The organism is Pedobacter sp. KBW01 (assembly GCF_003852395.1).
In the GTDB taxonomy this organism is placed as follows: Bacteria; Bacteroidota; Bacteroidia; order Sphingobacteriales; family Sphingobacteriaceae; genus Pedobacter.
In genome coordinates, this window is the sequence record NZ_QAJQ01000026.1 from 128,131 (window position 1) to 143,571 (window position 15,441).

Consider the following 15,441-nt stretch of genomic DNA (forward strand, 5'->3'; position numbering starts at 1 on the left):
AACGGTTTAAATTATTCTACAACATTATAATTCCATTCTTTCCTGAAAAGGTTTCCCTGCCCATCAAAGCCTTCAAGTACAACCCGGTGCTTGCCAGTTAAATCTCCATTAAAATAACTTACACTTATTTTACCATTTTTATCGGGAATTAGGTTAGGTGCCCAGTATAGTGTTGTTCTCAAATCCTCCTCATTACTTTGCTTTTTCAATGGATACTTTACCTCATAAAATGCCTTGCTTATGGTATAGCCCTCCTGTTTCAAATAAGCCGTACCAGGTGGTGTTCCTTTTCTAAAATTCTGATATAGGATGTTTTTGTCCTTCATCGAAATGGTCATTATGGATGGATGTGGCGGAGAACCAAGCAAATACACCTGTATTTTTTCTATCTCCTTAACAGGTAATGCTGAAAGGTCAAAATATTCATCTACAGGAAAGTCATTTATGCTGACTGATATTGGCATCATTTTAATTGTATTCATTCCTTTAATGTAGAGTGGGTACATGGGTTTCATTACCCCATAATCATTCATAGCAATAACACCATTACCTCTCAGGTGCCGCGCCAGGTAATCCATAATATCTTCAACATGAATCAGGTCCTTTTGTAAAATTACCTGAAAAACATGCCCAGAATTAATTGGTTCTCTTGAGGGGTTGTAGTCTAACTTTCTACTTCCTTTTATTTCTACTTCTTTCAGTTTTATGCCTTCTTGTTTCAGGTATTTCTGGGTATTTTTCTGCATTACTTCTTTTGATAAAAAAGATAAAGTATCCTTAAAATAGTTTTTGGTAAAGCTATTTGGCGAAATGGGTATTGCTGGCAGCGAATCGAGTTTAACTGCTAACCATTTGGATTTATCACTTTTAGCCTGAACTACGAAATTCCCCAACCCCATGTACACCAAATCGAATGAGAACCTCCCCAAACTGTCGGTAACCGTCTGCTCTAGCCCTAACTCTTTACCGGTACGCATTAGGGTAACATTGGCGGCTAATACTCCCCCTTTCTTATCAGTTACCTTACCTGTAATCTGAATCGTTTTTTCAGGGTTATATTTTTTCTGCCAGCTTATTTTTCGCCAGCCCTGGGTCAACATCAGGTTATCTAAATGCATCCTTGTCGAATCGGAGCTATCCATAAAATAGCGGTTTGGGTTTTCGATATGCCCTTTAAGATCCGGAGAAAGTAATAAATCTGCTAAGATATGGCTCTCATTATCGAGGTTTGGTATACTTACCTCACTATTGGTAACGGCAACTGAAAATGAACCATTTGTTACAGGCCCACCATCAACCATAGTTTGCAATTCGAGTTTGGTTTCGCCTCTTTTTGGATATTCGATAGCAAGCCCGTTCTGCTTTATAACATCATTATTTCTCCCCTGGCCAATAAAGGCTAGCCGCTCACACAGCGGCTGCCCCTTAGCTGCCAACAACGAAATTTGCACAATTCCTTGGGGTAATTTCGCCGCCGGAACGGTTATTCTTGCCATCTGGCTATCCATAACAAAAGGAATACTCAGTAATTCAACTCCGTTCTTATGTACACTTAACTTTAATTCTCCCTTACCTATCAAATCTTTGGTACACATCGATTTAATAACCAGCTCGCTCGTATCGCGCTGTGAAACAGCAAGTGTATAGCCGCTGGATTGAGCGAGTGGTAAATCAATTGCTCTTTCAGCTCCGTTAACTTTAACAATCGCTTTATAGGTAATTCCTTCTTCAGCAGTAAAGAAAAAAGACCCCATCCCCTGATAAGTATCCTGAATCAGGCACATTTCAGTTTCTTTACTGTTTAGCACTCTCCCTGTTATGTTTACTCCACGGCCATTTCTGCTTACTGCCTTATAGGCAATCCTTGAAGGCAGCCCCATTAAAAGGTTTCCTCCTTCAGGCAGGAAACGAACATCAATATCTTGTATAGCAGTTATTTGGTTTTTAATTTGCTCAACATCACCTATTTTAATTACCTGATCGAAAAACGAAACAGGTGTAATATTATCCATAATTCTGGTATAGGCACGAAGGCGATATAGGCCTTTGCTACTTTTAATATCGATTGGAGCATTACCAAAGGATACCCCATTGAGTAAAGGAAGTGTAAATCCGTTAAGGAGTGAATCCTTTTCATTAATCAGGTCAACATAAAGCGTTCCGCTGGCTTTCGAAGGGAGATTGGCTTCATCAACCACATAAGCCTTAAACCATATGGTATCACCAGGTAAGTAAAATGATTTATCCATATGTAGATGTACCCGCTCCTGAAAATTGGTCGTGCCTGACTGTGCAGCAACGCTTTGTGCATTAGCGTTTTGAGCCAAGCAACCCGTTAAACAAAAAAACAACAGGTAAAGAATACTAGTAAATTTTGCTGGCATGTGGAGAGGGTTAATTTTTACGGAATACTTTTTTGAATCTATTAAATAAAGTACGCTCATTTCTTCAAAACAATGCACAAACGATTGATTTGGCAACGAGACGAATAAATTTTAATGTCAGTGCTACTCAAACAAAAACATTTTTATTAATCGCTTAGTAAACTCCCTGCAATATAATCCAGTATAATGCTTTTTTAACAAAAATCGTTTGGTAAAATACAAAATCAAATAATCAGCCAATAAAACCAATGCCTCTGGCACTTAAATTCAGGCAAACGTTTGCGTGATTATTTACACCAAGTCTATAATACACTAACAATTAGCAAACTAAAAAACAAACTATATTATTAATCTGCATTTTTTAACCCTTAAAAAATGTTAAATCTAAACTCCTGAGTTGTAGCAAACTTATTTTATAGTTATTATTGTTAACCGCAATTGCGGCACACCAAATCTAAACACACTTATGAAACGCTTCAAGCATAACTTATGCTTACTGGCATTAACCTGCCTTTCTTCCCTCACAGCTTTTTCGCAAGAAGGAGTAATTGACAGCTCGCATGTTGTAACCTTACGAATCGACCCGCAAAGTGCACGCGGAGCCGCAGTTTCGCAGATTTTCGACGAAGTTAAATTTGTTCCGCTGGAAACCACCAAAGAAAGTTTGTTCGGCAATATTGCTGAACTTAAAATTGCCGGCAATAAATTTTTAATTTACGATTATGACACCCGCGCAGTCCTGGTTTTTACCAATGAAGGAAAATACCTCACAAAAATCGATGCCTCCAAGCTGCAAACAGAAAAGGCCGATAAGGAAAAAGCGGTAACACATGGTTTTACAATGGTAACAGAAGGAAATACCGAATACATTGCCGTTTACACCCCAAACAATGTACAGTATTTTACCCTGGAAGGCAACTTTGTAAAAAAAGTTAAAAACTTCAATTATTACTCACCAAAATTATCTTTCGCCAATAGCGATGTTGTGCTCAGGCCTTATACCTATATCAAAAAAGGTAAAGACAGTACCCGATATTCGCTTGTTACCATCGACAAAAAAAAGAAAGATACCGTGGGCTACTTTAAAATCGACGATAAGTTTTTCGAAAGAGACGATTGGTATGGCGACAATCCAATAACCAAATACAATGACAACGAGGCCTTTTACACCAGATATTACGATTACCGGTTGTACAAGCTCAATGCAAAAAAAATGGAACTGGCTTATAAATTTATTTTTCCGGCCATAAACACCCTGCCTAAAGATTTTATCACCAATCCCGCTTATGTTAAAAAAAGGTTCGAATACTTCGAAAAAAACAAGAAAATGATTCATGGTATTGGCAGCAGTTATTTAATTGGCGATCAGCTTTACCTGAAACTATCAAACATTTTTTGGGATAAAGACCAGAAGAAAAGCCTGATTTATAACACCAAAACAACTGAGTTGTTATCTTTCCAGGATTTAGAGCCAGATAGTCTTTCGAGTTTCCTACCAGTAACTGATTCAGGTTTTACCTACGATTTCGAAAACCGTGGATTCTTAGCCTATGAAGATAAAAGGTTTTATACCAGTTACTCTGCATTGGCCATGTTTACTTTTAAAGAGCGTAGTGCCGGTAAAACAACCCAGTATCCGCCCCTGCTCGAAAAATATTTTAAAACCGGCGACCGAAAAAGCAATCCTGTAATTATCATCTTAAAACCGAAGCAAATCTAAAATCATGCGCGCTCATTTTTTATTCCTTTTAAGCATTTTTTGCTTAGGAACAGGTTATTCTTTTGCCCAAACCGCAACCCCAGCGCCCACGGGCACTATTAAAGGTATAGTAAGAGATACGGTGCACAATTATGTGCTTAAAGCTGCTACAGTTTCTATTTACAAGGCCGATAATACCGTAATCAATTATCAGCTAAGTAACAATTATGGCGAGTTCAAATTTAGTAACCTGCCAATCGATAAGCCATTACGACTGGATATTAGCAACGTTGGTTACCAAACTATCCAAAAAAACATTACTATTCCCAAGGGACAAACTGTGCTCGACCTTAAAAACGTTATCATTAACCCGCAGGATGTGAACTTGCAAGAGGTAACCGTTACTGTGCCTCCTATCTCGTACAATAACGATACTTTAGAAATTAATGCCATTGCATTTAAGCTCGATACCAATGCTACGGTAGAAGACCTTTTGAAAAAAGTACCGAACATCACCGTTTGGGGTGATGGTATTATTACGGTTAATGGCCGTGAGGTGAAGCAACTTACCGTTAATGGAAAACAATTTTTTGGTGGCGACAATAAAATCGCTTTGCAAAACATCCCAAAAAATGCTTTAGAGAAGATACAGATTTTCAATACCGCTGATAGAGATAAACCACTAGACAGCAACCTAGTGGCCAACTTAAAATTAAAGAAAGGGAAAGACCGATCCTACTTCGGCAAAATAAGTGCCGGCTATGGGACGGACAAGCATTACCAGTTTGATGGCAATTTAAACTTTAGTACCCCCAAGCTCCAGCTATCCGTCATCGGGGCATCAAACGATATCAATAAGATTCCCAATGATATTAATACGCTGATCAGAAACAGTACTTACAAAGGTGTTGGCACCTCGGTTGAATACCAATCGGATTTCAGGCAAAGCGGATTGAATAAAGGTAATGTAGCCGGAGCGCAGATGACCTACAATTTTAAGCCCGATAGTAAAGATTGGAACAATAAAAGTTCGATAACGGCCGATTATTATTTTAGAAATCTCGAATCATCAAACATAGGCGATGCGCAAACCATCACCACCATTGCCGATAATAACCAGCTTTACGCGAACAGCAATACCACTTCATCCAATACCAGCGATAGGCACCGCTTTAATTCAATCTACAATTATTACCAAAAAAGTCATCGCTTAGATTTGAGCGAATCATTCAATACAGAAAAAGGGGATAATAGTAATTCAAATATCAGAAGTGCACAGAATAATGCCCGGCAGCTTACCAGTACCAACAACAGCATGGGGCAAAGTAACTATACCAATACCGATTTCACTTTCAGGGCAAGTTACAACTACCAAAACTACAACAATTGGAAACAGCGGTTTAAATCACTTAATGCCAGCTATGATGTTAGCATAAACAACCGTAATAACGACAGAACAGAAATAACGGAATTTAGAGATTTATTAAATAGCGCCAACAACCGCGACTTTAACCGAAAATACCAAACGGATAGCAAGAATTTATCACAAACCATGATATTAGGTTTGCCCAATTTGAAATCGATCTTTTTTGGCAATGCTAACCTAAGTGGATTTGATGCTGAAATTACTGGCAAACTGGCTTTGACCAATAGCGAAGAACATAATTTTATTGAAGATTTTGTAAACGGGAATTACAAGCAGAATAATTACCTTTCCAATAACCTAAAAACCAATGTTACCGATTTTACTCCCGGAATTTCATTAAGCAAATCGTTTTCTAAAAACCTAAGTAATCGTTATTATAAATCATTAAGCATTAAAATTACCGCTGCACAACAAGTCATTAATCAAAACAATACTTCTGACCGCTCTTTTCAAAACCTAAGGCGAACCTATCGAAATTTTGTACCTGTTGTTTCGGTAAGCGCCTCAAACTATCAAATCGGCACCTATCAGGAGAGCTTAAACCTCAGCTATCGTACCCAGGTAAATATCCCTACCCTTCACCAACTCGCACCCTTAACCGACAGTACCAACTTATATAATTTACAAAGGGGTAACCTGAACCTGAAAGAGGAATTAAACCGTTCGATCAATATCAATTTTTATCATTATGATATGAAAAGTAAAAATACATTGAACTTTAATATCAATGGCTCGGCGGGCATAGTTGATAATGATATTGTAGATAGCACTTTTATCGATCAACAGAATCGCAGAACAGTTTACTTAACCAATGCGAATGGTAATAGGTATGCCAACTTGAGTGGAAATATCCGTAAGTCGTTTAAACTAAAAACCAGTGAATTGCAACTGGGTTTTAATACTTCCTTTAATTTTAGTAAAAACCCAACTTATACCAATACTTTGTTTAATTTTTCTAACAACTTCTCTACTAACAACAGCCTGCAAACCACTTACACCTATAAGGATAAATTAGCCTTCGAAGCCACACAAGGCATTGTTACCAGTGTAGCTAAACAAAGTGCCTTGGGTACGACCTATAAAAACATTACGCTAACTACTTCTTTCAGCGGAAATTATAATTTCACCAAAAAGTTTTCACTCAGCAGTAACATCAATTTCAACAACAACAATCCGTCGGTTGGCGAAACCATTAATTTTGCGATCTGGAATGCAAATGCCACGTACCGTTTTACCAAAGGCAATAATGCGGAAGTGAAATTTTCGGCTCTTGATTTATTGCGCCAAAACAAAAGCGTATTTAACTATGCAAGCGTAAACAGCTTCACTACAAGTACAAAAAATGTATTGCAACAATATTTTATGGTGACGCTTTCTTATTATCCTAGAAAGTTTGGTACCAACGCGCCTAAAAAGTAAGATGTTAAAATTTAGTACTCAGGCGTTCTCCCCGAAAAGGAGAACGCTTTTTTATTTTCTATTATTTACTTTTGGCTACAAAATCTTTCGTTAAAAGAAAATGATTATAAAAAGTTCTTCCCATTTGCGCACTGTTTTCCTGGTAATGGCCTGCATTGCCCTTTCTTTCTTTTCTGCTTTTGCTCAAACCGGCAAACCAGCTGACAAGAACCCCGAAACTGCTTTTCTGGCCGATTCTGCTATACTAACCAAAAGTGATTATCTCTTTCGATTAGAAAAAGTTTTTGAGGTGGTAAACAAGGTGCCCGTTACTGTTAATTCGTTTACCAAGCTTAAACCAATTGATGCGCACCTCACGCAGGATGAAGCTGCTCTTGCACTTTTAAAAAGCCGCCTAACCAACGCAGACCGGAACCTTAACCTGCAGAACCTGCAAATGGACGAAACCCTGCTGGAAGAACTTCAAAGCAATAACCGCGATTGTTTGGCCGATCTTGACGCGTACGAAAAAGAACTCCGCAAGTTAAAAACAGAAATACTTAACCTGCGTAAAGATTCAGTACTGGTTAAAATATTTACCACGCCCGCCTTGCGCGAAATGTTTAAGATACAGTTTTCCGAACTGAAGAAAAAGCGGGTGGTAATGGATAGCCTGATTAAAAACGCCTCCTTAACCATTAACAACCAGCAGGCACGCACCTCGGCCAACCTGATTAACATTAAAGAGCTGATGTACCTTACCGATAGCCAGCTTAGTGCCGTTAGCATAAAAGCATTTGGCAAAGAAAGGCGCTACCTGTGGGAATCGGTTAACAAGCGCGCCAACAAAGGCATGGGTTTCAGAAAGTTTATGAATAGCGAGCAGCAGATATCTGCTTATTATTTCGTTTACACCAGAAGCAGTCGTGCTTTGCTTTTGTTTACCTGCCTGGTTTTCTTCTGCTGGGTATTTTTTAATTTCAGGAGTCTAAAACAACGCGACAGGCTCGAAGCAGTGGAAGATTTTAACTTTACCATGCTTTCGCCAAAACCATACCTGGTTACCTTAATTATGCTTTTTGCGCTCGCACCAGTATTCGATTTGCGCGCCCCCGCCTTGTATATCGAATCGGTACACATACTGCTGGCTATTTGTCTTACCTTTTTATTCCGGAAAAAACTACCTAAAAAATTATTCTTCCAATGGTGTGTATTTGTACTGTTTCTTTTTGCACCAGTAATCCTCCGCATCTTGGGTATGCCGCCACGCTATCAGCGCTGGCTACTTTTAGCACTAAGCACGGGGGCTACCACCTATGGCATTATCGTTTGGCGCACACTCGAAGAACAATACAAGAAGTATAAACTACTGATATCAACAGGCTTTATTTACATCGTATTTGCCTTTATTGCTACATTTTGTAACCTTTTTGGCCGTTTTACGCTAACGCAGATTTTTTACAACACAGGTGTAAGCGCTTTTCTGAATGCCACTTCACTAATTGTACTTGCTAAAATGTTTGTCGAGGCCTTTTTACTTCAAATGAAAAGCAGCAGGATTAGAAAAGGCTACCCAGAGTTTTTTGACTGGATACCTGTTACCGCCGGCTTAAAACGCATTGCCTCAACAGGTGCCATTATCATCTGGGCTGTTATTTTTACAACCAACTTAAATATTTTCAACAGTATTTATTCGGCCATTACCGACGAACTTACCCAAAGAAGGATTGTTGGCAGCTTCTCTTTCACACTGGGAGGTGTGGTGCTGTTTCTGGCCATTATCTGGCTCGCCAATTTCTTACAAAAATACATTGCCTATTTCTTTGGCGATGTGGGCGATGATGCACTGGATGACAATAAAGGCGAACGCTCCAAGCTATTGGTCACCCGCCTGGTTTTACTCATTAGTGGCTTTTTAATTGCTGTTGCAGCCTCTGGCTTGCCTATTGATAAAATAACAGTGATATTGGGCGCTTTGGGTGTAGGTATTGGATTGGGCTTACAAAACATTGTAAGCAATTTTGTTTCGGGTATCATCCTTATTTTTGATAAAACCATCCGCATTGGCGACGTGGTAGAGCTGAGCAATAAAAAAGGAAGGGTAAAAGAAATCGGTGTAAGGTCTAGTACCTTGTTAAGTGATGAAGGTGCCGAAATCATTATCCCAAATGGTTCTATCCTATCCAACAACATCATCAACTGGACATTGAGCAACAACCAGATGCGTGTTGATATTGTACTTTCCATCGCTAAGCCTTTCAACTCATCAGAAGTAACCAGCCTGATCCGCAATGTAATTATCGAAAACACCAATGTATTTGTGAATAAAGAACCTGTAATTATGATCAGTCCGGTGAGCAGAGCCAGCAGTGATGTACGGATATTTTTCTGGTGTAAGGATATCTCGCAGGCCGAACTAACCAAAAGCATGGTAAACGCACATATTTTTGAAGCGCTCGAGGAAAAAGGAATCGAGATTTTATAAATTCATTAAACCATTACCGAAAGGGCTGTTTTTATCATCCCTTTCGGTAAATTTATTATTTAAGGTTTCATTACCACCAGGGTTTTCCCCTTTTCTACAATATAGGTTGCCAATTCTACAGCCTTATTTTTACCCACATTCTTAGCCCGGTGATTTTTACCTGCCGGAATAAAAAGCACCTCACCAGCTTTAAGCCGGACTGGTTTTTCCCCCTCGATCTGATATTCAAATGTCCCTTTAAGCACGTAAATTACTTCTTCACCAGGATGCGAATGCATACCAAACTGAACCCCGGGCTCAAAAGCAATACTTGCCTGTATGGTTTCGTATCCTGGGACACTAATATTGTGTCTTTGGTGATTGGTGCGTATAATGCCTGTTTTTTGGGCAAAAATGCTAAAGGGAGCTATAAAAGCTGTTAATACGAAAGCCAAAGTGGCACTAAAAATAATTTTCCTGTATTTTTCCATGATACTAATTTTATAAAGGAGCAATTCAATTCGCTATCCTTGTGATGGTTTAAAGATAGCTATGCGATGAATATGGAGGAATTTGATTGAGGTTCAATTTGGCAAATAGCCTGCTGAACAAGGCATTTTTAGCCTTAGCTTTTTTATAAAGCATCATTTTTTTCAAGAAATAATCAGAAAATCAATTTAGAATTTGCAAAAAAACAAATAATTAATACCTTTGCCCTTGCAGGGGGTGAGAGCCCTGCATCAATCATAGATTGAGAGCGTTAATTTAGATAAAAAGGTACAACAGCGATTGTTGTACCTTTTTTTATTTATAACGCATATCGTTTTAACTGAAACAGCTCTCGCTTAAGGCTTTACACCTATTGCATTCAATACTTTTAAAGTAGATGCATCTGCTGCATTAATCTTCACCTGATCGAAAGTCCAGTTTTGGGCAAATTCGATGTTGCCAGCAGTTGCTGTAGCAATGTTCAAATTTTTAAAGTTGAAATTTTTTAATACGGTTTCGCTGAAGCCAACAGCATTGATGGCTTTTTTAACATCTTTTGCATTCACGTTGAAAACATTGATGTTCTGTATTTTTGGTATGCCTTTACTCGCCGGTTCAACATGGGTTAAAAGCTTGGTCCAATGCAAAGGGATTGAATCAGGATTATACCCGGCAGGCAAGGTTGAGTAACTGTAAGCCGGATTCCAGTTAGGATTAACCTGAATTACATTGCCGCCACCTTCCATGGTGATATTACCGAAGTAAACATCTTCTACAGTACCACCCCTGGTTTTAGCCGATTTGATATTTAATGCATTGCCTGTACCATAACCGATTAAATCAGTAGCCCACACGTGACGGATGCTGCCCGAGGTTTCGCTGCCCAGAGTAAGTAAACCAGCACCTTTGCGGGCAATGCAATTGCGGATAACCACATACTCAGTTGGCCGGTTTACCCGCAGGCCATCCCAATCGCGACCAGCTTTAAGGCAGAAATTATCGTCGTTACAATCAATATCACAATTCTGGATCAAAGTCCACAGCGATGAATCTACGTCAATACCATCGGTGCTGGGGCCATGCCCGTCTACATTGTTTCTGATGGTAATTTTATCAATAGTTACATAGCTCGAATAAAGGATTTGTACCGTCCAGAAACCTGCTTGTTGTAAATTTACATCTCTCACAATCACATCGCTGGCCGATTCGATTAGTACGGTTCGGGGGCGTTTCGCATCATAATCTACAATCCAGCGTAAGCCTTTAGCATCATAATCTTTTCTCAGGTTCCAGTAGTAATCCCAAAAAGGTTTACCCTGAGCATTAATCAATCCCGATCCCGAAATAGCTGCTTTGTGCTGTTTGAGGATATTGATCAGTGCTGCCGGCCATTTCATTTCAATGCCTGCCACACGGGTATCAATCTCGGGGTAATCTTTAATATCCTGACTACCCAACAACTCCACACCTTTAGCCACTTCGAAATTAACACCTGTTTTAATGAACAAAGAACCGGTTAAATACTTGCCTGGTTGAAAAGAAACCGTACCTCCCCCTTTTGCTGCACAATCATCTATGGCTTTCTGAATCGCTTTGGTAGATAAGGTTTTTCCGTCATTTAAAGCTCCATACTGGTTAACCAGGTATTTTTTTTGCTTGAAACTAAATTTTCTGGCGCCTGCCTTACTTACCCAATCGGGTGTTTTAAATTGCGCAGAAACCGCACTGGTAATTAATATAAAGGCCGTGAGTATTAATATAGGGATGCTTTTCATAAATTACTTCAAATATATTTGGTTAACCTTAAACTGCACATTCAAATCGTGCTGTTTATTTTGTGGTTAATATATAGAATATGAATGGCGTAACCATCCTGTCGCATCCTGTAGATTAAAAATAGCGCGTTATTTACTCCCCTTATTAATAAATTTATAAATCTTTTGTTTATCTGCTTCAATGCTCACATTTATCACTTCCAGCTTGCCACCGGGATATACCAGAAATGAATAAGGAATGGTTTGAACAAAGTATTTTTTCCGTATCTGCTCCATCTGATCAATTGCAAGTAAGCTTCTGCCGGGAATTTCTGCTGCTTCAGTCATCTTTTTCCAATTGGCCAGCGTATTTTTATCATCGATGGAGATGTAAACAACATCCAACTGATCGCCCAGCTTTTGTTTAAGTTCTTTAACTATCGGCAACTGCTTATGGCAAGGCACGCACCAGGAAGCCGAAAAAACAACAAGCGATGGTTTATTCGGGTCGGTTACAATTGCCTCGGGTGTATTGCTATTCCAGGGTTTAAGCATTGCATTATCAAAATGGTTAAATGCTAAATTCCGGGCAATTTCTTTGCCGTAGTAACTGGCTTTAATTTTGGGCGAAAAGAGATTGAAAACAGCTGCTACATCGTCGGTCGATTTGTAATAATTTAACCTGCCAGCCAAACCGGCCACTAAGCCATAAGAATCGGGATATTTTTGAGTAAGCGTGATATACTGTTTTAACGACTCTTCATAAGTACCGCTTACCTTGTAAAAAAAACTATAACGTATTTTTATGCCCTCCATCGAACTAAGCAATTGTCTATCCTTTACCTGGCCAATAAAAAACTGATTTTCTAATTCTGTTCGCGATCCCTCAGTTCCATTTTTTTTCAAAAACCTCATCCCGGTATAGGTATTGATGTTCAAAAATGAAGCATTAAGCGCTACATCTCCTCTGCTGAAATGGCAACTTCCACATAACACAGTATCAGCCCCGATAGTAGTTGATAATGTTATCGTATTGGCTGAAGTATCTGCATCATTTTTATTATTGATATCAAAGTACCTGATTTGCTCATAAAGACTATCAGGATAGGCAAAATCCCAGGCCATTCCATCTTTTGAATAACCTGAAAATGAACGTTTTATATTTCCTTCAACAGTTGTGACTAGGTTTAGCTGATCAAACTTTTTTCCGCTAAAGTTGATGCGGATATGATTTGACTTAGCTGTTTTATTTTGTGCTGATGAATAAAAACTGATTACAAACAGCAAAAGAATGAATAAGAGTTGTTTTACTTTTTCGGATGGCAGCATAGTTGACTTTGGTTAGCGTTGCCCCTAAGTTAGCCCGAAACGGTCTATTTCTATTTATAAATTAAGCACAAACGTTTGATTTGTTTTTACTATCAGAAAGTTAAATTGCAGGGAAAGACCTGGTTCTGTTAGTGGCCTTTTTCTTTACTAAGCAACACACCTTCTAAAAAACATAGCATAACACACGCTTTAACAAACACAAACGTTTGTGCAAAGATTGTACTGATTATCATACCACACAATTGAGTAAAATACTCAGGCCAGTTTTTCAACTGGCCTGAGTATTCACTATTTCAAGATCTGCTCAATCAGCTGATCAAGTTGCCCGGCCGTGAGTGGTTTTAGCTCATACAAATCAGGTTTTTGAGTCCAGGCTAACTCCATTGCAAAATAATCGGGCGGCTCATGTTGTTCACCATTTATTTTAGCCAGCTGATCTGCAGTAAATGCCTGCCAACGCGAAAGGTATAAAGATTTAAGCAAGCCTGCCCATTCTTTGTGTGCATAATCGCGGAGGTCGGTTTTCGGATTATTATCTGGCCCCCAGTAAGTAATCTGTGTTTTTGCATTTTTTAAAGCATTGGCTTTATCTTCAGGGGTTTTACCAAAATCAATGGACTGCTGTAACCACCTGTTTAAAGAAAAGTATTTGCTGGCACTTAAAAGCGAATCTTGCTGTAAAATCAGTTCTTCAAACCGGGCACTTTCTTTTTTAAAAACAACAGCATCTTTAGCAGCAATAGCCGATATCATTTTCTGGTAGGTAATATCACCCTTATTGGCCAGCACTTGCCTAACAAAATCAATTTTATCGGTTTGGTAAGTTTCTACCGACTTAAAGTCAGCTCCAGCTGCTACAAATAGCTTAACGGCTTCGGCAAAGCGTTCGGGATCATAATTTCTTTTGCGGGTTCCCCATGATGAAACTGTTTTAATAGCCATTCCCGGTCTTGCGCAAAAAATCGATTCTGAAGGCCCCTCCTGGTATATTTCCGGACTGCTGTAAGCCGTTTCCAATAAAAGTTGCCAGGCCTCATTAAGTTTAGTATTACTTTTTCCATAACGGTAATCCTGATAACCTTTTATCCAATCATTTACTTTTACAAGATCCCGGTGCCAACCAAGTTCCAGCATTAAATCGTAAGCTACCGGATTATTATTTATTCCTTCGGGTATAATACCCACCCCAGCCAAAAACTGACCGTAAGCACTGCTTTTTGCCCTGTTTACTTCATCAGAAAACCGTTGAAGCTTGCCGTAAAGTCCGTTTTTCTCACCAAAATTACTCACATTGCTCCAAACAAAAGGGGTACCATCATAAGCCTTTCGTTTCTCCCAGTTGTTGGTGTTTTCGCCAAATAATTCGATTACCAGTGTTTTCTTTTTATCTAAACCACTCAATAAAGCAGCCGAAGGATTAGATTGCCAGCCCTGCAATACCCAGGTACTGCCAGGAAAATGTTGTTGCATACGCTTTTGTATTGCGGTGGCTGCTGCACCTACATCCACTCCTTTCGAATTTCCACCTTCGTGAAAAGGGTCTCCCCCAAAAAAATGTAAGCCCGCACCGTATATTTTTTTCATTTCGGCATAGTAAATGTCTGCAATCTTCTCAAAAGCAGGGTCGGTAGGCACCAAAAAATCAGGACGGGTAAAACCACCTGCCCATTTGCCCTGATCGGCAACAGTAACCTTCATTTTGTTTTTTAAACTTGTAGGTACCATGCCATAAAAGCCCTGCATAACCGGCTCGATCTTTAAATCTTTCATCCGTTTAATGATCTGCTGTTCTAACTTTACCTGCTGGTTAATCAATGTTTGGCTTACCGGTCCGCCCCAGCCTTCTAAATTCCCCATTAACCACCAGGCATCAAATGCAGGCCCGGGTATAAAGGCCTTCGTTTCTTCATCGCTATAACCAATTTTCTTAAGTGTATTTTGCCATACCGCTTCCATGCCAACCGGCGCCAGAATGAGATTTACCCCATTTAAGGCCATCCAGTCTAGTTCGCGCTCCCAGTCTTTCCACTTGTAAAAACTCATCGAATAACTGATGGTACAATAGTTTAAAGCATAACGGTATGGATATGGTGAAACCACCTTCACTTTGCCAGCAATTTGCGGTAAGGTTTTTACAGGCTCAAGGTTATCGCCCAAATGCGAGAGACTTCTTTTGCAATAATATTTCAGGTACCAGCCTAAGCCTTCGGCTGCGGCATTGGCATTAGATGCGGCAATTTTAACCTTATTGTTTTCGGTCGAAAGTTCGAAAACATCTTTTCCATCCTGGGCTGGTATACTACTAAATGTAAGTGATGAAGCCAACCAAGGGGTTCTTCTGGCCGCTATTTCTTTTACCGCCTGATAAACCTGTGCCTTGGCAGGGTTTAACCAAGCGACGATAATGCACAACAGGATATACTTTTTGCCTTTTAAACAGTTCATTTTCTATAGTAGACTAAATTTAGCGAGAGGGGCTTTTACCTCCTACTCTTATT

8 protein-coding genes are annotated in these 15,441 nt (G+C 39.3%); 3 read left to right on the top strand and 5 right to left on the bottom strand.

Features of this window, described 5'->3' with window-relative positions; genetic code table 11:
- Positions 1-11: 11 nt before the first annotated feature.
- Positions 12-2,384, bottom strand: a complete 2,373-nt coding sequence (locus DBR40_RS22015; protein ID WP_124561892.1) for a carboxypeptidase-like regulatory domain-containing protein — start codon at positions 2,382-2,384, stop codon at positions 12-14.
- A gap of 466 nt (positions 2,385-2,850) precedes the next feature.
- On the opposite strand from DBR40_RS22015, the gene DBR40_RS22020 reads away from it, so the two are divergent.
- The 3 genes from DBR40_RS22020 (at position 2,851) to DBR40_RS22030 (ending at position 9,392) form a co-directional block, all read left to right on the top strand.
- Positions 2,851-4,104, top strand: a complete 1,254-nt coding sequence (locus tag DBR40_RS22020) for a 6-bladed beta-propeller (protein WP_124561893.1) — start codon at positions 2,851-2,853, stop codon at positions 4,102-4,104.
- A gap of 4 nt (positions 4,105-4,108) precedes the next feature.
- Positions 4,109-6,928, top strand: coding sequence for a carboxypeptidase regulatory-like domain-containing protein (locus tag DBR40_RS22025; RefSeq protein ID WP_124561894.1), 2,820 nt, complete (start codon positions 4,109-4,111; stop codon positions 6,926-6,928).
- 100 nt (positions 6,929-7,028) lie between these two features.
- Positions 7,029-9,392: a mechanosensitive ion channel domain-containing protein gene (locus DBR40_RS22030; RefSeq protein WP_233603953.1), complete on the top strand. Its 2,364-nt coding sequence runs from the start codon at positions 7,029-7,031 to the stop codon at positions 9,390-9,392.
- Positions 9,393-9,451: 59 nt separating this feature from the next.
- Here DBR40_RS22030 and DBR40_RS22035 read toward each other — a convergent pair whose 3' ends face one another.
- The 4 genes from DBR40_RS22035 to DBR40_RS22050 all read right to left on the bottom strand — a co-directional run bounded on the left by DBR40_RS22035 (position 9,452) and on the right by DBR40_RS22050 (position 15,388).
- The gene (locus tag DBR40_RS22035) at positions 9,452-9,862 is read right to left on the bottom strand and encodes a cupin domain-containing protein (RefSeq protein ID WP_124561895.1); all 411 of its coding nucleotides are present in this window, start codon (positions 9,860-9,862) and stop codon (positions 9,452-9,454) included.
- Between the two features lie 354 nt (positions 9,863-10,216).
- The gene (locus DBR40_RS22040) at positions 10,217-11,635 is read right to left on the bottom strand and encodes a glycoside hydrolase family 28 protein (protein ID WP_124561896.1); all 1,419 of its coding nucleotides are present in this window, start codon (positions 11,633-11,635) and stop codon (positions 10,217-10,219) included.
- A gap of 129 nt (positions 11,636-11,764) precedes the next feature.
- Complete coding sequence (locus tag DBR40_RS22045) at positions 11,765-12,943, bottom strand: TlpA family protein disulfide reductase (RefSeq protein ID WP_124561897.1); 1,179 nt, start codon at positions 12,941-12,943, stop codon at positions 11,765-11,767.
- Positions 12,944-13,231: 288 nt separating this feature from the next.
- Positions 13,232-15,388 (bottom strand): alpha-N-acetylglucosaminidase, encoded by a 2,157-nt coding sequence (locus DBR40_RS22050; protein WP_124561898.1) that lies wholly within the window; start codon positions 15,386-15,388, stop codon positions 13,232-13,234.
- Positions 15,389-15,441 lie beyond the last annotated feature (53 nt).

Coding starts and splice junctions, on each gene's coding strand:
- DBR40_RS22015 (WP_124561892.1), bottom strand. CDS start 2,384: ATGCCAGCAAAATTTACTAGTATTCTTTACCTGTTGTTTTTTTGTTTA.
- DBR40_RS22020 (WP_124561893.1), top strand. CDS start 2,851: ATGAAACGCTTCAAGCATAACTTATGCTTACTGGCATTAACCTGCCTT.
- DBR40_RS22025 (WP_124561894.1), top strand. CDS start 4,109: ATGCGCGCTCATTTTTTATTCCTTTTAAGCATTTTTTGCTTAGGAACA.
- DBR40_RS22030 (WP_233603953.1), top strand. CDS start 7,029: ATGATTATAAAAAGTTCTTCCCATTTGCGCACTGTTTTCCTGGTAATG.
- DBR40_RS22035 (WP_124561895.1), bottom strand. CDS start 9,862: ATGGAAAAATACAGGAAAATTATTTTTAGTGCCACTTTGGCTTTCGTA.
- DBR40_RS22040 (WP_124561896.1), bottom strand. CDS start 11,635: ATGAAAAGCATCCCTATATTAATACTCACGGCCTTTATATTAATTACC.
- DBR40_RS22045 (WP_124561897.1), bottom strand. CDS start 12,943: ATGCTGCCATCCGAAAAAGTAAAACAACTCTTATTCATTCTTTTGCTG.
- DBR40_RS22050 (WP_124561898.1), bottom strand. CDS start 15,388: ATGAACTGTTTAAAAGGCAAAAAGTATATCCTGTTGTGCATTATCGTC.